This is a genomic window from Pseudomonas sp. TSRC2-2 (assembly GCF_049897785.1).
Lineage (GTDB): Bacteria > Pseudomonadota > Gammaproteobacteria > Pseudomonadales > Pseudomonadaceae > Aquipseudomonas.
The window spans coordinates 635,005-652,770 of record NZ_JAFCWZ010000001.1; the positions used below are offsets into that span (position 1 = coordinate 635,005).

Genomic DNA, 17,766 nt, shown 5'->3' on the forward strand with positions numbered 1-17,766 from the left:
AAGCCCGCATCGCTGCGGGCTTCTTCTTTTAAATCATAAGGTTAGGCGTAGTTCTTCAGCGATGCAGGAGGAGTGAAAGCTTCCAGCTCATCCTCGATGGCTTCAATGATTCGCTCGACATCCGCGGCGTTCATCACCGTCGCGCAGGGAATGCCGGCGATGGCGATCATGGTTTCGCCGCTGGCGCGATCGAACAGACGGGCAATCATGCTGCCCGGCGCATCCATCGTCGCCTCGAAACCCATGGGATGAAAATGCCAGCGCATCAGCTGGCAAGCGTTGGGAAAGGTGACTTTGCTGAACCCTTTGTTCATGGTGTTGCCCGCCTGCTTCATCGAGCGCTTCCTTTTGCTCATGTTAGGTGGGAAGAGCCTTCATTGGCTCAACCAGTGCTTGAGCTTTAAAAGTAGCATCCGTGTGTGAAAAAACTGTGAGATTTTTCAGTCCGTTTAGCGATTGATTCGCATTTTTTGATGTAAGTCACTGGCTCATCGATTATCGCCAAAATGCCACTATGGATTTTTCATTGAAGCGGCAGAGGAAGTTGGGCAAGCTCGGTTCTTTTTCGCCGAGCCGCTTATGCACGCCGATGACGACGGCCCAGAACAGACCCAGGCCACGGCCGCCACGGTCATGCGCTATCACCTGAGCTGGAAACACCGGGATCTGGACAGCGTCATGGCGCTTTATCACGCCGATATCCGGTACAACGATTTCTTTCAGAACCGCGTGCTTGCTCTGGATGAGTTGCGCGAATACGTGCGCGTAAGCATGCCGCGAGAATCCGACGAACTGCTCGAGCATTGCGATCGTATTCGGGTGGATGGCGACACGGCGTTCATTCAGTACGAAGTGACCTTGCGCGGCGGCGACGGCTTGGTGTCGTTCCGTTCCAGCGAAGCGATCACCGTCAAGGATGGCTTGATCTGGCGCGTCAATGAGTACGCCTCGCTGGTGCGCACCCAAGCCGATGGCAGCACAGCGCCGAATCAGCGCCCGGCGGTCAGCCGTCTGGGGCTGTCGCCACGGCAACTGAGTTTCATGGCTGAGGACCTGCAGCAATATTTCGAAAAACAGCAACCGTATCTCGATCCTGAACTCGACCTGCAACGGGTGGCAAAGGAGTGCGGGTACAGCCGCAATCAGATTTCCTATTTGCTCAACCAGGTGCTCGGGCAGAGCTTCTATCGCTACGTCAATCAGGCGCGCCTGCAGCATTTGCTGCGTGCGCTGAACAGCGCCATGCCGCCGTTGCGCGTGGACGAGTTGGCCTTTGCCGCTGGCTTCAACTCGCTGTCGGCGTTTTACAAGTGCTTTCGCGAGCACACCGGCCAATCACCCAAGGCCTACGCCAAACAAATTTCTCTGCGGGCACGCGCGCAAGACAGCCACTGAAGGCAACCACTAGGATCGACGCCATCGAAGGTTTTCAGGGCGGAGTCTGGCATGTCGGCGTGGCGCACGATCAGTTTATGGATGGATCAGCTCGATGAGCCCCTACTGGCGCGGCCTGCGCTGGAGCGGGACCTGGATGTCGACGTAGCAATCATCGGCGCCGGTTATACCGGATTGTGGACGGCGTACTACCTGAAGAAACACGCACCTGGCCTGGATATCGCCATCGTCGAGGCGCAAACCGCCGGCTTCGGTGCATCCGGACGCAATGGCGGTTGGCTGATGGGCAATCTGCTCGGCGAGGATCGTCTGCTGGCAGCATTATCGCCAGAGCAGCGCCGCGCTTCGTACGACCTGCTGCACAACATCCCGGACGAAGTTGAGATCGTCCTCGAACGCGAACGCATCGACTGCGATTACCGCAAGGGCGGGGTGCTTTATTGTGCGGCGCGCTATCCCGAGCAGGAGGCGGTGTTGCGCGAATACCTGAGCAAGCTGCACGCTCAGGGTCTGACCGACAACGATTACCGCTGGCTCAGCCCCGAGCAGCTGGCCCAGCAGATCCGTGTGGCGAAACCCTACGGCGGAATCTTTGCCCCTCACGTGGCGACCATTCACCCGGCGAAACTGGTGCGTGGCCTGGCGCGGACCGTGCAGAACATGGGCGTGAAAATCTACGAAAACAGCCCGGTCATTCAATGGCAATCCGGCAGTTTGCGCACCGCCAAGGCCAGCGTGCGCAGCCGCTGGATCGTCCCGGCCGTGGAAGGTTACTCGGTGACGTTGCCGCCACTCGGTCGCTACCAGTTGCCGGTGCAAAGCCTGATCGTCGCCACCGAGCCGCTGTCCGCTGCGACCTGGGACGAAATTGGTCTCAATCGCGGGCAGGCCTTCAGTGAGTTCAGCCGTCAGGTCACCTATGGCCAACGCAGTGCCGACAACCGCCTGATTTTCGGCGCCCGTGGCGGTTATCAGTTCGCTGGCAAGCTGCGCCATGACTTCAACCTGACCCGTGACGAGGTCGAGTTGCGCCGCTATCTGTTCGGCGAACTGTTCCCGCCACTGAAAAATGTGCAGATCACCCACGCCTGGGGCGGCAACCTCGGCATGTCGCGGCATTTCAAACCGCACATGCTCTGCGATCGCGCCAACGGCATCGCCCTATCGGGCGGCTACGGCGGCGAGGGAGTCGGTGCCAGCAATCTCGGCGGCCGGACGCTGGCCGATCTGATTCTCGAGCGCGACAGCGAGCTGACCCAACAACCGTGGGTGCTGCCTGACGGCGGCATTCACGCGCTCCGTGCCTGGGAGCCGGAGCCATGCCGCTGGCTCGGTTACAACGCGATCATCAAAAGCTTCGTGCATGAAGACCAGACGCTGGCCAATCCGGCGACCGCACCGTGGCGGCGCAAGCTCGCCAGCCGTGTCGCCGGGTTCATGGAAGGTTTCATGCACTAAACGCCGTTTCCCTCAATAAACAGGTCACGCCATGAGCATCACCCAATTCAAGAACACCGCCACGCTCGAGCTTGAGGAATCCAACCCGGTCGCCGTCCCCCTCGGCGAGCCCGTCGCAATTGCTTCGACCACCAGCGTCGAGCGCGACTACGGCGTTGAAACCGGCGTCTGGGAATGCACCCCCGGTCGCTGGCGCCGGCAGATCACCGCGCAGGAGTTCTGCCATTTCATTTCCGGGCGCTGCACGTTCACCCCCGACGGCGGCGGCGAAACCCTTCACATACAAGGCGGCGACGCACTGATGTTGCCGGCCAACACGCTCGGAATCTGGGATATCCAGCAAACCGTGCGCAAGAGCTACGTGCTGATTTTCTGATTGTTTGATCCTTTGATTGCCTGCCAACAAAAAAAGCCCATACAGGAATCGCCCCATGATCCAGAAAACCCTCGCATTGGCGCCGCTGCTGCTGGCTGCTTCCGTCAGTCACGCGGCCGAGACGGTCAAGGTCTACAACTGGTCCGACTACATTGCCCCGGACACCACAAAGAACTTCCAGAAAGACACGGGGATCGGCGTCACCTATGACGTCTACGACAGCAACGAAACCCTCGACGGCAAGTTGATGACCGGCAAATCCGGTTACGACGTGGTTTTTCCGTCGAACCACTTCATGGCGCGGCAGATTCAGGGTGGGGCGCTGAAGAAACTCGACAAGAGTCAGTTGCCGAACTGGAAGAATCTAAACCCGGCGCTGCTCAAGGCCTTGCAGACCAACGACCCCAACAACGAGCACGGCTTCCCGTATCTTTGGGGCAGCACCGGTATCGGCTACAACATTGCCAAGGTCAAAGCGGTGCTGGGCGACAACGCGCCGGTGGATTCCTGGGATCTGATCTTCAAACCCGAATACATGGAAAAACTGCAGAAGTGCGGCGTGGCGATCCTCGACAACGGCCCGGAACTGCTCCCGGCGGCGCTCAACTACCTCGGCCTGCCACACCACAGCAAGAATCCCGAAGACTACAAGAAAGCCGAAGCGCTGCTGATGAAAGTGCGTCCGTACGTCAGCTATTTTCATTCCTCGAAATACACCAGCGACCTGGCCAACGGCGACATCTGCGTCGCGGTCGGTTTTTCCGGCGACATCCTCCAGGCCGAAAACCGCGCCAAGGAAGCCCAGAACGGCGTCGAGATCGGTTATGCGATTCCCAAGGAGGGCGCTGCGATCTGGTTCGACATGGTCGCCATGCCCGTCGACGCACCGGACGAAAAGGCCGGCTACGCCTTCATGAACTACCTGCTGCGCCCGGACGTCATGGCCGGCATCACCAATTACGTGCATTACGCCAATGGCAACGAACAAGCCGACAAACTGATCGACCCGGCGATCAAGAACGACACCAAGGTTTACCCGAGCCCGGAAATGATGGGCAAGCTGTTTGCGCTGGAGGCGATGCCGTTGAATATCGACCGGATTCGTACGCGGGTGTGGAACAAGATTCGTACCGGTAGCTGAACCTCCGTCCTCTGTAGGAGCTGACGAGTGCAACGAGGCTGCGATCTCTTGATCTTGATCTTAAAAAGGTCAAAGTCAAAAGATCGCAGCCTCGTTGCACTCGTCAGCTCCTACAGTCCGAATAAAGTCATGGAGTTGATATCAAAGCACTGGCACCGCAGCTTGAAAGTGTGACTTGCCCGACAAATCAAAACTTACTGATATTTAATATTTAAATAGAAAATCTTCAGGCAAATCCTGCTATCCCACCAACTAAAAACATTCTTTCCTCGCCGCACGCTTTGTTTACGGCAGTTTCCTGACACCGCCAAATTGGATCGCAAAAAAATCCTTTACGACAGATTTCAAATTGTGTCAGGTTCGTTACGCCTTCATTGGGCGAGTGATAGGACGATCTCGCCAAAGATCGTCCTGTCGGACAAAAACTGTTCCATTGCTAAACAAGGAAGTGTGTTTATGTCGAAAGTTAAAACCAACGCTGTTGATAGCGCCGAACAGGCTTTCCAGCTGGCCGCCTTCAGCTCGGCTTACAACCAGATCAATAGCTTCAGCCATCAGTACGACCGTGGCGGTAACCTCACAGTCAATGGCAAACCCTCGTATACCGTCGACCAGGCGGCTACGCAATTGCTGCGTGATGGCGCTGCCTACCAGGACAAGGACGGCAGCGGCACGATCGAGCTGACCTATACGTTCCTGACGTCGGCCTCGAACAGCACAATGAACAAGCACGGGATCAGCGGATTCAGTCAGTTCAGCGCGCAGCAGCAAACCCAGGCCAAGCTCGCCATGCAATCCTGGGCCGACGTTGCCAATGTCACCTTCACCGAGCGAGCCTCGGGTGGCGACGGGCACATGACCTTCGGCAACTACAGCGGTGGCCAGGACGGCGCTGCGGCGTTTGCCTATCTGCCGGGCACCGGCGCTGGTTATGACGGTACTTCGTGGTACCTGATCAACAGCGGTTATACCCAGAACAAGAACCCGGATCTGAACAACTACGGTCGTCAGACCCTGACCCACGAAATCGGCCATACCCTGGGCCTTGCTCACCCTGGCGACTACAACGCAGGCAATGGCAACCCGACCTACAACGACGCGACTTACGGCCAGGACACTCGTGGCTACAGCGTCATGAGTTACTGGAGCGAGAGCAACACCAACCAGAACTTCAGCAAGGGCGGCGTCGAAGCCTACTCGTCCGGCCCGCTGATGGATGACATCGCGGCGATCCAGAAACTCTACGGCGCCAACACCACGACCCGCACCGGCGACACCACCTACGGCTTCAACTCCAATACCGGCCGTGATTTCCTCAGCGCTTCATCATCGAGCGACAAAGTGGTCTTCTCGGTGTGGGACGCCGGCGGCAAGGACACCCTGGATTTCTCCGGTTTCACCCAAAACCAGAAGATCAACCTCAATGGCGCTTCGTTCTCCGACGTGGGCGGCATGGTCGGCAACGTATCGATTGCCAAGGGCGCAGTCATCGAGAACGCGATTGGCGGTTCGGGCAGTGATCTGTTGATCGGCAACAGCGTGGCCAACGAGCTGAAGGGCGGTGCCGGTAACGACATCCTCTACGGCGCAGGCGGTGCCGACAAACTGTGGGGCGGTGCCGGTTCGGACACCTTTGTGTTCGCCGCCAGTTCGGATTCCAAGCCGGGTGCGATCGATCAGATTCTCGATTTCGTCAGCGGTCTCGACAAAATCGATCTGACCGGCATCACCAACGGCGCGGGCCTGCACTTCGTCAATAGCTTCAGCGGTTCCGCTGGCGATGCAGTGTTGACGTCGTCGGGCGGCAACAGCCTGTTGTCGGTGGATTTCTCCGGGCATGGCGTGGCGGACTTCATCGTCAGCACCGTTGGCCAGGCAGCGACCAGCGACATCGTCGCGTGATGTAAAGGGAAAGCGGCGCCGCGTGCGTCGCTTTCTTCGCTTGCATCGGCCTGATCGCCGGGCAAGGCTACGAGCGGAAGTGAAATTTCCTATGCGTGGATACGTTTTTACTGACACTACGATGGCATGGCTGATGGCAGTCACGCTGATGATGAGCGGAGCGACAAGCATGGCAAGCAGCCTCAGACTCGAAGAACCCTCGGTATTCGCCGGGCGCTGGCAGGCCACATTGACCGGTCACAACGACACGCATGAAGCGCGAACGCTGCAAGACAAGCCGTCGAACACATGCCTGGTCGATCTCGCGCCGAACCAGACTTTGGGTGCAGGCGCCGAGTGCCTGGGCGCGTGGTTGAGCGAAGCGCCGATCGGCTGGTTTCCCGAGCCCGATGGTATTGCCATCACCGGCAAGGAAGGTTCGAGAATCGCTTTCTTCAGCCGCCAGCGTGAAGGCTTGTATACAAGCAGATTGAGTCCGCATTTGCTCATTTTGCTGGAGCGTGTCGAACACTAAGCAACGAATGGAAAGTTGCAGGTAGTTGATATATGGCACTGCCTGCGGGTTATATGCGCGGGGCCCATTTACTTGTTATGAAATTGTAAGCGCTACTTGCTCATCCTCTTTGCAGGCAAGCGCAATATTCAATGGAATGCTCGTTCGACAATGACGAGACTATGAACTCAGGAAGAATCAATGAAGATGGCGAAGTCTCCTGCCGCTCCGTTAATCAAGGCACTGGGCGACTATAAAAGCATCCTGATCAGCGTCGGTTGTTTCACCGCGCTGATCAACGTGTTGATGCTGGTACCGTCGATCTACATGCTGCAAGTTTATGACCGGGTGCTGTCGTCGCAAAACGAAACCACCCTGGCGATGCTGTCGTTGATGGTGGTCGGATTCTTTGCCTTCATCGGGCTGCTGGAAGTGATCCGCAGCTTCATCGTAATCCGCATCGGCAGCCAGCTGGAGCGACGCTTCAATCTGCGCGTCTATCAAGCCGCGTTTGAACGCAACCTGTTCAAGGGCGAGGGCAACGCCGGGCAAGCGCTGGGCGACCTTACCCACATCCGCCAGTTCGTCACCGGCCCGGCGCTGTTCGCCTTCTTCGATGCGCCATGGTTCCCGGTCTATCTGTTTGTCATCTATTTGTTCAACGTTTGGCTCGGGGTGCTGGCGACGGCGGGGGCGTTGCTGTTGATCGCGCTGGCATGCCTCAACGAATACATGACCAAAAAGCCGCTGGGCGAGGCCGCCGGGTTTTCCCAGCAGTCCAGCCAATTGGCCACCAGCCATTTGCACAACGCCGAAACCATTCAGGCGATGGGCATGCTCGGCTCGCTGCGCACACGCTGGTTTGGCGTGCATTCGCGCTTTCTCGGCTTGCAGAACCAGGCCAGCGATACTGGCGCGGTGATCAGTTCCCTGAGCAAGACGCTGCGTTTGTGCCTGCAATCGTTGGTGCTTGGGCTGGGCGCGCTGCTGGTGATCAAGGGCGACATGACCGCCGGCATGATGATCGCCGGTTCGATCCTGATGGGCCGCGTACTGAGCCCGATCGACCAGTTGATCGCCGTGTGGAAACAGTGGAGCGGGGCGAAGCTGGCTTATCAGCGCCTTGATGCGCTGTTGCAGGCCTTTCCACCCAGCGACGAAGCGATGGCGCTGCCGGCACCGAAAGGTCAGATCACTTTCGAGCAAGTCAGCGCCGGCCCGCCGGGGCAACGTGCGGCGACGCTGCACCTGGTCAATTTCAGTCTAGGTGCCGGCGAAGTGCTTGGCGTGCTCGGCGCCTCAGGCTCGGGCAAATCGACGCTGGCCCGGGTGCTGGTCGGCGTGTGGCCCGTTCTGGGCGGCACGGTGCGTCTGGATGGCGCTGATATCCACCGCTGGAATCGTGATCAGCTCGGTCCCTACATTGGCTACCTGCCGCAAGACATCGAGTTGTTCAGCGGCACCATCGCCGAAAACATTGCGCGTTTCAGCGAAGCCGATTCGCAAAAAGTCGTCACTGCCGCGCAGCAGGCCGGCGTCCACGAGATGATCCTGCGTCTGCCGCTGGGGTATGACACGCAACTGGGCGAGGACGGCAGCGGCTTGTCCGGTGGCCAGAAGCAACGTGTGGCCCTGGCCCGCGCGCTGTACGGCACGCCAAGCCTGGTGGTGCTGGATGAACCCAATTCCAACCTCGACACCGTCGGTGAAGCCGCACTGGCCAGTGCTATTGCGCAACTCAAGGCTCAGGGCACCACGGTGATCCTGGTCACGCATCGCTCTTCGGTATTGGCTCAGGCGGACAAACTGCTGGTGCTCAACGATGGGCGCTTGCAGGCGTTCGGCCCGAGTCAGGATGTGCTCAAGGCACTTTCCGGCCAGCACGAACAGCAGCGCGAGAAAGCTGCACAGGCACCGGGCGGGCTCAGTATGAGCAGGCAATATCAGCCCTCGACAAGGAATTCGGGCGTATGAGCAGGGCCAGCATGAACACGCAAAACGAAGCGAGCATGGAACATGCCTACGTCGCTGAACGTCCGGAACGCGACGCGAAATACTTCGTGCGCATGGGCTGGATTCTGGCCATCGTCGGCGCTGGCAGTTTCTTCACCTGGGCGGCACTGGCGCCGCTGGATCAGGGCATCGCGGTGCAGGGCACCGTGGTGGTCTCGGGCAAGCGCAAGGCCGTGCAGTCGATGAGCAGCGGCGTGGTCAGCCGGATTCTGGTGCGCGAAGGCCAGACCGTGAAGCAGGGCCAGCCGCTGTTCCGCCTCGACCAGACGCAGGTCGCCGCCGACGTGCAGTCGCTGCAGGCGCAATACCGGATGGCCTGGGCCAGCCTCGCGCGCTGGCAGGCCGAACGCGACAACCTCAAGCAAGTAAGCTTTCCCGCCGAGTTGAGCAATGATGCTGACCCGCGTCTGGCGCTGGTGCTGGAAGGCCAGCGTCAGCTGTTCAGCAGCCGCCGCGAAGCGTTTTCCCGCGAACAGGCGGCACTGCGCGCCAATATCGAAGGCGCCACTGCGCAACTGGCTGGCATGCGCCGCGCGCGCAGTGACCTCAATGCCCAGGCCAGTTCCTTGCAGCAACAACTGCGCAACCTGCAACCGCTGGCTGACAACGGCTACATCCCGCGCAACCGCTTGATGGATTACCAGCGGCAACTGTCGCAGGTGCAGCAGCAATTGGCAGAAAACACTGGCGAAAGCGGGCGTGTGGAGCAGGGCATTCTTGAATCGCGCCTCAAGCTGCAGCAGCACGGCGAGGAATACCAGAAGGAAGTGCGCACGCAACTGGCCGACGCGCAACTGAAAAGCGTGACCCTGTCCGAGCAACTGACCTCCGCCGGTTTCGACCTGCAACACAGCGAAATCCTCGCCACGGCCGATGGCGTAGCGGTCAACCTCAGTGTGCACACCGAGGGCGCCGTCGTGCGCCAGGGCGAAACCCTGCTGGAGATCGTTCCCCAAGGCACCACGCTGGAAGTGGAAGGGCACTTGCCGGTCAACCTGATCGACAAGGTCGGCACGCATCTGCCGGTGGACATTCTTTTTACCGCGTTCAACCAGAGCAAAACCCCGCGCGTGCCCGGCGAGGTCAGCCTGATTGCCGCTGACCAGATGATCGATGAGAAAAGCGGCGTGCCGTATTACGTGTTGCGCAGCAGCGTCAGCGATCAGGCGATGGAAAAGCTCAACGGGCTGGTGATCAAGCCCGGCATGCCGGCGGAGATTTTCGTGCGCACGGGGGAGCGGTCACTCCTCAACTACCTGTTCAAACCGCTGCTCGATCGCGCCGGTTCTGCGTTGACCGAGGAATAAGGATGTTCGGCTGTATGACTAAGCTTTCAATGTTGGGGGCCGTGGTGCTGCTGCTCGCGAGTCACTCGGCAATCGCCGCCATGGGGCCGTTCGAGATTTACGAACAGGCGTTGCGCAATGATCCGGTGTTTCTCGGCGCAATCAAGGAACGTGATGCCGGCCTTGAAAACCGCGTGATTGGACGCGCCGGGCTGTTGCCTCGGATCGGCTACAGCTACAACAAGGGTCGCAACTCGTCCAAGGCTACGTCTCTGGATGATCGTGCGCGCAACCGCACCGATGAGCGCAACTACAACAGTTACGGCTCGGCGCTGACGGTGCAGCAACCGCTGCTCGATTACGAGGCTTACGCGGCCTATCGCAAAGGTGTGGCGCAGTCGTTGTTTGCCGACGAAGCCTTTCGCGGCAAGAGTCAGGAACTGTTGGTGCGCGTGCTGGACAACTACACCAAAGCCTTGTTCGCCCAGGACCAGATCGACATTGCCCAGGCGAAGAAGAAGGCCTACGAGCAACAGTTCCAGCAGAACGAACACATGTTCAAGCAGGGCGAGGGCACGCGCACCGATATTCTCGAAGCCGAGTCACGCTATGAGCTGGCGACTGCCGAAGAAATCGAAGCGCGCAATGAACAGGACGCTGCCTTGCGCGAACTGGGGGCGCTGGTCGGCGTGCCGGCGGTCGACATCGGCGACCTGGCACCGCTGGGCCAGCAATTCCAGACCTTCACGCTGCAACCGGCCAACTTCGACACCTGGCATGAACTGGCGATCAGCAACAACCCGAACCTCGCTTCACAGCGTCAGGCGGTCGAGGTGGCGCGTTTTGAAGTCGAGCGCAACCGCGCCGGGCATCTGCCGAAAGTGAGTGCCTACGCCTCGATGCGCGATAACGAGTCCGAGAGCGGCAACACCTACAACCAGCGCTACGAAACCAACACCATCGGCCTGGAAGTCAGCGTGCCGCTGTACGCCGGCGGCGGGGTGTCGGCTTCGACGCGCCAGGCCAGTCGCACCATGGAACAGGCCGAATACGAACTGGATGGCAAGACCCGCGAAACCTTGATCGAACTGCGTCGACAGTTCAGCGCTTGTCTTTCCGGGGTGAGCAAATTGCGCGCTTACCAGAAGGCGTTGAAGTCCGCCGAGGCGCTGGTGGTCTCGACAAGGCAAAGCATTCTGGGCGGTGAACGCACCAACCTCGACGCGTTGAATGCCGAGCAGCAACTGTTCACCACCCGCCGCGACCTGGCCCGGGCGCGCTATGACTACCTGATGGCGTGGACCAAATTGCATTACTACGCCGGAACCCTGAATGAGCAGGATCTGGCGCGGGTGGATGAGGCATTTGTGGTCGCGCAACGGCCCTCACCCTGACCGAGGGGGAACGGGCGAAACCGCCATTGAACCGGCATAAAACAAAAAACGAGAGTGATGACCATGGACGTACGCATCAAACCGATTTCGCTCGGCACGCTGTTGCTGGTGACCTCGGCTACGCAGGCGCAATACCTCGAATCCGGCCAGCCCGGCAATCCGGCCAGTTGGCGCAGCGCCGAGTTCCTGCGTGACTGGGGCCTGCAACGCATGCAGGCGGATCAGGCCTACGCTGTCGGCATCACCGGCAAGGGCGTGACAATCGGCGCGCTCGATTCCGGTTTCGATGCCGCCCACCCGGAGTTCTCCGCCGCGCGCTATCACCCGGTCTCCGCCAGCGGCAGCTATGTTGATGGCTCACCGTTCAACGTCGACGGCACGCTCAACCCCAACAACGATTCGCACGGCACCCACGTGGTCGGCACCATGGGCGCTGCGCGTGACGGCAGCGGCATGCACGGCGTGGCTTACAACGCGCAAATCTACGTCGGCAACACCAACAGGAACGACAGTTTCCTCTTCGGCCCCAGTCCTGATCCGCGTTATTTCAAAGCGGTCTACGACAGCCTGGCCGACGCTGGCGTGCGGGCAATCAACAACAGCTGGGGCAGTCAGCCGCCGGATGTCAGCTATCGGACCTTGGCGGATCTGCACGCCGCCTACGCTCAGCACTGGAACAAAGGCACTTGGCTTGACGCCGCCGCCGATGTGTCGCGGCGCGGCGTGATCAATGTGTTCAGCGCCGGCAACAGCGGTTACCCGAACGCCAGCGTGCGCTCGGCGCTGCCGTACTTCCAGCCGGATCTGGAAGGCCACTGGCTGGCGGTGTCCGGGCTTGATCAGGGCAATCAGCAAAAGTACAACCAGTGCGGCATCGCCAAGTATTGGTGCATCACCACACCGGGGGCGAAGATTGACAGCACCATTCCCGGCGGCGGCTACGCGATCAAATCCGGCACCTCAATGGCGGCGCCGCACGCGACGGGCGCGTTGGCGCTGGTAATGGAACGCTATCCGTACATGAACAATCAGCAGGCGCTGGAAGTGTTACTGACCACCGCCACCCAGCTCGACGGCTCGGTCACCGATGCGCCGAACGAGCGCGTCGGCTGGGGCGTCGCCAACCTCAACCGAGCGATGCGCGGGCCGGGGCAATTGCTCGGTGCGTTCGATGCCAATCTGGGGGCAGGGCAGCGCGATGTCTGGAGCAACGACATCTCCGACAAGGCGCTGCTCCAGCGCCAGCGCGAAGACCTCGCCGAGCACAGCGCCTGGCAGCAAACCCTGCAGGACAAAGGCTGGCAGAACGGCGTTCCGACCGGCACCAGTCAGCAGGACCAGACCGATTACGCCGTCGGCATGCTGCGTGATGCGGCAGCGGCGAACCGGGTATATCAGGGCAGCCTGATCAAGTCCGGCGCCGGGCAATTGCTGCTCAGCGGCGCAAACACCTATCGCGGCCCGACCACCGTCAACGGCGGTCTGCTGACCGTCAACGGTTCGCTGACCTCAGCGGTCACCGTCAACGACAGCGGCACCCTCGGCGGCTCCGGACGCATCGCCGCGCTGACCGCCAACAGCGGCGGCCGGGTTGCACCGGGCAATTCCATCGGCACCTTGAACGTCGCCGGTGACGTGACACTCAACCCGGGTTCGACCTACGCCGTCGAGCTATCGCCCACCAGCAGCGACCGCATCGTTGCCGGCGGCGTGGCAACCGTCAGCGGCGCTAACGTCAGCCTGGCGCTGGAAAACAGCCCGACCCTGCTCAGCAGCGCCGAAGCGCAGAGCCTGCTCGGTCGCCAGTACAACATCCTGCAAGCGGCGGGCGGCGTGCAGGGGCAGTTTGCTGCGGTCGTGCCGAACTACCTGTTTATCGGCGGTACCCTCGATTACGCCGCAACCGGCATTCAGCTGAATATCCAGCGCACCGCGACCAGCTTCGCCAGCGTCGGGCGAACGCCGAACCAGCGTTCGGTGGCGGCGGCAGTCGAAGGTCTGGGCGCCGGCAATTCGGTTTATGAAAGTGTGCTTCGTACACCGACTCAAGCCTCGGCGCAGCAAGCCTTCCAGCAACTGAGCGGCGAGATTTATCCGGCGCTGGGCACGATGCTGATCAACGACAGCCGCCAGTTGCGCGATGCGGTCGGCGAGCGGCTGCACGACGAATGGGCGACCCGCAGCAACGGTTGGATCAAAGCACTTGGCGCGTGGGGCAGCACCGATTCGGGCCACGACACCGCAGGTTACACCACCTCGATCGGCGGTCTGCTGGCGGGTGTCGACGGCACGCTCGACGAGCAGACTCGCATCGGGCTGGTCACCGGCTACAGCGACAGTTCGCTGAGCATGGGCTCGGGCACGCATTCTTCCGCGACAGTCGACAGCTATCACCTCGGCGCTTACGCCGGGCACGACCTCGGCGCGTGGCGCTTGAGCACCGGCGCGGCGTACAGCTGGCATCGCGGCGATGTGAAGCGCGATCTACAATACGACGTCGTCAGCGCCAAGCAGAAAGCCAAGCTTGATGCGACCACCACTCAGGTGTTTGGCGAGGCGGCGTATCGCTTGCCGCTGCAACCTCTGGCGCTGGAACCGTTCGCCAATTTGACTTACCTGCATCTGGACACCGAAGGCTTTACCGAAAAGGGCGATGCCGCTGCGCTGAAAAGCTCGGGAGACAGGCGCGACGTGGTGTTGAGCACCTTGGGCGTGCGGGCGAGCAAAACCTTCAACCTTACGAACCAACAAGCACTGGACGTCAATGCCCGTCTCGGCTGGCAGCACAGCCTCAGCGATATCGAATCGCAGCAACATTTGCGCTTTGCCAGTGGCGGCACGCCGTACGCGGTGGAGAGCTCGGCACTGGTACGCGATGCGGCGCTGGTCGGCGTGCAGGCCAGTCTGGCCCTGAGCAAAGACGTGCGGGTCAACCTTGATTACAACGGCCAACTCGCCAGCCGCGAGAAGCTGCATGGCGTTGGGCTGAGCCTGAACTGGCAGTTCTGACACAGGTTTTTTTCGCAACATCACTAAGGAAGGTCGTGGATGGATAACAACAATACCCCCGCGCAATCGGGTGGCCGCTTTGCCCTGAAAACCCTGACAGTCGCGATGCTCTGTGCCAGTGCGATGGCGCAGGCAGCGCCTTACGTGGAAAACGGCCGCAGCGGCGATCCGTCAAGTTGGCGCAGCAATGAGTTCAAGGCGGACTGGGGCCTGGGCGCGATCGGCGCGGATTACGCTTACGCCGCCGGCTATACCGGCAAAGGCGTGAAACTGGGAATTTTCGATCAGCCGGTCTACGCCGCCCACCCGGAGTTCTCTGGCAGTAACAAAGTCGTCACCCTGGTCACCAGCGGAATCCGCGAATACACCGACCCGTATATCCCGGTGAAGGCCGGCGACGCGTTTGTGTATGACGGTTCACCCTCGGTCGGCTCCAACGGCAAGCTTGGCGCCCACGGCACCCACGTTGGCGGCATCGCGGCGGGCAGTCGCGACGGCGGGGTGATGCACGGCGTCGCATTTGGCGCGCAGATCATCAGCGCCGACAATGGCGACCCAGGGCCTGAAGACGGCATCGTGCGTGGCAACGACGGCGCAGTGTACAAGGCCGGTTGGGATGCGCTGATCGCCAGCGGTGCGCGGATCATCAACAACAGCTGGGGCATCGGCATTACCGATCGCTTTGACCTCGGCGGCCGCGATCCGGCGTATCCGCACTTCACCGTCAACGACGCGCAGTTGCAGTTCAACGAAATCCGCACCTTGCTTGGCACCAAACCCGGCGGCGCCTATGACGGTGCGATTGCCGCCGCACGCAGCGGCATCGTCACCATTTTCGCTGCCGGCAACGATTACAACCTTAATAACCCTGACGCCATCGCCGGCCTCGGCTATTTCGTTCCGGACATCGCGCCGAACTGGATCACCGTCGCCGCATTACAGCAGAACCCGGACACGGCCAGCGCCAATCCGTACGTGATCAGCACGTTCTCCTCGCGTTGCGGCTACACCGCGAGTTACTGCGTCTCCGCGCCGGGCACCAGGATCTACAGCTCGATCATCGAAGGCACCAACGCCGGCAACCTGACCACCAGCTATGCCAACTACAACGGCACCTCGATGGCGGCGCCGCACGTCGCCGGTTCCATCGCGGTGCTGATGGAGCGCTTCCCGTACATGAGCGGCGACCAGGTCGCCAGCGTGTTGCGCACCACCGCCACCGACCTTGGCGCGCCGGGCATCGACGCCTTGTACGGCTGGGGGATGATCAACCTGCGCAAGGCCATCGAAGGCCCGGCGATGTTCGTTACCGAGCAGGACATCCCCGAGCAATTCCGAGTGCAGGGCGCGTACGGCTCCGGCCAGTTCGTCGCCGATCTGCCGGGCATCGGCGCGATCATCGATCAGGGCAAACCGACCGAGCGCGTGTGCAGCGACATCACGTGCGGCCTCGACACCTGGCGCAACGACATCGGTGGTCACGGCGGTCTGACCAAGCAGGGCATCGGCACGCTGGTGCTGACCGGCAACAACACTTACAGCGGCCCGACGCTGGTCAATCAGGGTCGACTGGCCATCAACGGTTCGCTGCAATCGGCGGTCACTGTCAACAACGGCGGCATTCTCGGCGGCAATGGCCGCATCGGCGCGTTGGCGGTGAACAGCGGCGGTACGGTGGCGCCGGGCAATTCCATCGGCACGCTGAATGTGGCGGGTGACGTGACCTTCGCCCCCGGTTCGACCTACGCCGTGGAGCTGTCGCCAACCCGCAGCGATCAGATCGTCGCGGGCGGCAAAGCGCTCATCGACGGCGCCACGGTGAGCCTGTCGCTGGAAAACAGCCCGACCTTGCTCAGCACCGGCGAAGTGCAAAGCCTGCTCGGCACCCGCTACAACATCCTGCAGGCAGCGGGTGGCATTGACGGGCGCTTCGGTCAGGTCTTGCCGGATTACGCGTTCCTTGGTGGCACCCTCGATTACTCGGCGGGCGGCATTCAACTGGCGGTCGGGCGCAACGCAGCGTCGTTCGCCAGTGTCGGTCTGACGCCGAACCAGCGCGCCGTTGGTGCGGCCGCCGAGCGTTTGGGTGCGGGCAATGCGCTGTTCGAGACCCTGTTGCTGTCGCCCAACGCGGCGTCGGCGCAGCAGGCCTTCCAACAGTTGTCCGGCGAGATTCACCCGGCTATCGGCACGCTGCTGATCAACGACAGCCGCTACGTGCGCGAAGCGGTTGGCGAGCGCCTGCGTGAGCGTGATCTGTTCAATGCCGATGCGCCGACGGACGAGCGCAGCAACGTCTGGGTCAAGGTGCTCGGATCGTGGGGCGAGAGCGACGGCGGGCATGACAATGCCGATTCCAACAGCTCGATCGGTGGGCTGCTGGCCGGTGTCGACGGTCTGATCGCTGAAGATACCCGTCTCGGTTTCGTCACCGGTTACAGCGACAGCTCGTTGAGCATGGGCAGCGGCACGCATTCCCAGGCGTCGGTCGACAGCTACCACTTGGGTGCGTATCTGGGGCATGAAATCGACGCGTTGCGCCTGACCGTCGGCGGCGCCTACAGCTGGCATCGCATCGACGTGAAACGTGATCTGCAGTTCGGCGACGTGAGCGGCAAACAGAAAACCAAACGTGACGCGACCACCGCGCAACTGTTCACCGAGGCCGCGTACGATCTGGGCCTGCAACCGATGAACCTGGAGCCATTCGCCAATCTGTCCTACGTGCACCTCAACACCGACAGCTTCACCGAGAAGGGTGACGCGGCCGCGCTGAAGGGCGGCGAAGACAACCGCGACGTGGTGCTCTCGACTCTCGGCGTACGCGCCAAGCGCAGCTTCGCCGTATCGGATAAGCATCAGCTGGAACTGGGCGCTAGCCTCGGCTGGCAGCACAACCTGAGCAGCGTCGATGCCGACAGCCATCTGGCCTTCGCCAACGGCAACAGCGCCTTCACCGTGCAGAGTGTGTCGATGGATCGCGACGCCGCTGTGGTCGGCGTGCGCGCCGGGCTGGCGCTCAATCGCGACGTGCGGGTCAACCTCGATTACAACGGTCTGATCGGCTCGAACGAGAAAGATCACGGCGTTGGTCTGACCCTCGACTGGCAGTTCTGAGCGTAACCGGCAGCGCGTCACGGGCTGCCGGGTTTTCAAGAATAAGGAGCACGGCACATGGGACTGTGCGAGTACAACAATCCAAATGTGCAGAAGATCCAAATGTGGGAGCGGGCTTGCTCGCGAAAGCGGTGTGTCAGGTCAAGAAGGTGCCGTCTGACACTTCGCTTTCGCGAGCAAGC

Annotated in this window: 12 protein-coding genes; 11 read left to right on the forward strand and 1 reads right to left on the reverse strand. The window is 61.0% G+C overall.

What is annotated here, in order from left to right:
- Positions 1 to 41: 41 nt before the first annotated feature.
- Complete coding sequence (locus ACP7D9_RS02910) at positions 42 to 314, reverse strand: DUF1652 domain-containing protein (protein WP_101160516.1); 273 nt, start codon at positions 312 to 314, stop codon at positions 42 to 44.
- Positions 315 to 579: 265 nt separating this feature from the next.
- Between ACP7D9_RS02910 and ACP7D9_RS02915 the strand changes: the two genes are divergently transcribed.
- From ACP7D9_RS02915 to ACP7D9_RS02965, 11 genes are all read left to right on the forward strand, one after another.
- Positions 580 to 1,395 (forward strand): helix-turn-helix domain-containing protein, encoded by an 816-nt coding sequence (locus tag ACP7D9_RS02915; RefSeq protein WP_101160513.1) that lies wholly within the window; start codon positions 580 to 582, stop codon positions 1,393 to 1,395.
- Between the two features lie 51 nt (positions 1,396 to 1,446).
- The gene (locus ACP7D9_RS02920) at positions 1,447 to 2,853 is read left to right on the forward strand and encodes an NAD(P)/FAD-dependent oxidoreductase (protein WP_397478101.1); all 1,407 of its coding nucleotides are present in this window, start codon (positions 1,447 to 1,449) and stop codon (positions 2,851 to 2,853) included.
- 31 nt (positions 2,854 to 2,884) lie between these two features.
- Complete coding sequence (locus tag ACP7D9_RS02925) at positions 2,885 to 3,229, forward strand: cupin domain-containing protein (protein WP_426155562.1); 345 nt, start codon at positions 2,885 to 2,887, stop codon at positions 3,227 to 3,229.
- Positions 3,230 to 3,284: 55 nt separating this feature from the next.
- Complete coding sequence (locus ACP7D9_RS02930) at positions 3,285 to 4,370, forward strand: polyamine ABC transporter substrate-binding protein (protein WP_426155564.1); 1,086 nt, start codon at positions 3,285 to 3,287, stop codon at positions 4,368 to 4,370.
- A gap of 456 nt (positions 4,371 to 4,826) precedes the next feature.
- Positions 4,827 to 6,272 carry a serralysin family metalloprotease gene (locus ACP7D9_RS02935; protein WP_426155566.1) on the forward strand — a complete coding sequence of 482 codons (1,446 nt, stop codon included), beginning with the start codon at positions 4,827 to 4,829 and terminating at the stop codon, positions 6,270 to 6,272.
- Positions 6,273 to 6,393: 121 nt separating this feature from the next.
- Positions 6,394 to 6,786: an AprI/Inh family metalloprotease inhibitor gene (locus ACP7D9_RS02940; RefSeq protein WP_313001357.1), complete on the forward strand. Its 393-nt coding sequence runs from the start codon at positions 6,394 to 6,396 to the stop codon at positions 6,784 to 6,786.
- A gap of 180 nt (positions 6,787 to 6,966) precedes the next feature.
- Positions 6,967 to 8,739 (forward strand): type I secretion system permease/ATPase, encoded by a 1,773-nt coding sequence (locus ACP7D9_RS02945; RefSeq protein WP_313001354.1) that lies wholly within the window; start codon positions 6,967 to 6,969, stop codon positions 8,737 to 8,739.
- A gap of 11 nt (positions 8,740 to 8,750) precedes the next feature.
- Positions 8,751 to 10,085 (forward strand): HlyD family type I secretion periplasmic adaptor subunit, encoded by a 1,335-nt coding sequence (locus tag ACP7D9_RS02950; RefSeq protein WP_426155600.1) that lies wholly within the window; start codon positions 8,751 to 8,753, stop codon positions 10,083 to 10,085.
- A gap of 2 nt (positions 10,086 to 10,087) precedes the next feature.
- Complete coding sequence (locus ACP7D9_RS02955; protein WP_426155568.1) at positions 10,088 to 11,458, forward strand: TolC family outer membrane protein; 1,371 nt, start codon at positions 10,088 to 10,090, stop codon at positions 11,456 to 11,458.
- Positions 11,459 to 11,521: 63 nt separating this feature from the next.
- Positions 11,522 to 14,467 carry an autotransporter domain-containing protein gene (locus tag ACP7D9_RS02960; protein WP_426155570.1) on the forward strand — a complete coding sequence of 982 codons (2,946 nt, stop codon included), beginning with the start codon at positions 11,522 to 11,524 and terminating at the stop codon, positions 14,465 to 14,467.
- Positions 14,468 to 14,506: 39 nt separating this feature from the next.
- On the forward strand, positions 14,507 to 17,584 hold the full coding sequence (locus tag ACP7D9_RS02965; protein ID WP_426155572.1) for an autotransporter domain-containing protein: 3,078 nt from the start codon (positions 14,507 to 14,509) through the stop codon (positions 17,582 to 17,584).
- Positions 17,585 to 17,766 lie beyond the last annotated feature (182 nt).

Excerpts from the sequence above, each read along its gene's own strand:
- ACP7D9_RS02910 (WP_101160516.1), bottom strand. The coding sequence starts at position 314 with ATGAACAAAGGGTTCAGCAAAGTCACCTTTCCCAACGCTTGCCAGCTG.
- ACP7D9_RS02915 (WP_101160513.1), top strand. The coding sequence starts at position 580 with ATGCACGCCGATGACGACGGCCCAGAACAGACCCAGGCCACGGCCGCC.
- ACP7D9_RS02920 (WP_397478101.1), top strand. The coding sequence starts at position 1,447 with ATGTCGGCGTGGCGCACGATCAGTTTATGGATGGATCAGCTCGATGAG.
- ACP7D9_RS02925 (WP_426155562.1), top strand. The coding sequence starts at position 2,885 with ATGAGCATCACCCAATTCAAGAACACCGCCACGCTCGAGCTTGAGGAA.
- ACP7D9_RS02930 (WP_426155564.1), top strand. The coding sequence starts at position 3,285 with ATGATCCAGAAAACCCTCGCATTGGCGCCGCTGCTGCTGGCTGCTTCC.
- ACP7D9_RS02935 (WP_426155566.1), top strand. The coding sequence starts at position 4,827 with ATGTCGAAAGTTAAAACCAACGCTGTTGATAGCGCCGAACAGGCTTTC.
- ACP7D9_RS02940 (WP_313001357.1), top strand. The coding sequence starts at position 6,394 with ATGGCATGGCTGATGGCAGTCACGCTGATGATGAGCGGAGCGACAAGC.
- ACP7D9_RS02945 (WP_313001354.1), top strand. The coding sequence starts at position 6,967 with ATGAAGATGGCGAAGTCTCCTGCCGCTCCGTTAATCAAGGCACTGGGC.
- ACP7D9_RS02950 (WP_426155600.1), top strand. The coding sequence starts at position 8,751 with ATGAACACGCAAAACGAAGCGAGCATGGAACATGCCTACGTCGCTGAA.
- ACP7D9_RS02955 (WP_426155568.1), top strand. The coding sequence starts at position 10,088 with ATGTTCGGCTGTATGACTAAGCTTTCAATGTTGGGGGCCGTGGTGCTG.
- ACP7D9_RS02960 (WP_426155570.1), top strand. The coding sequence starts at position 11,522 with ATGGACGTACGCATCAAACCGATTTCGCTCGGCACGCTGTTGCTGGTG.
- ACP7D9_RS02965 (WP_426155572.1), top strand. The coding sequence starts at position 14,507 with ATGGATAACAACAATACCCCCGCGCAATCGGGTGGCCGCTTTGCCCTG.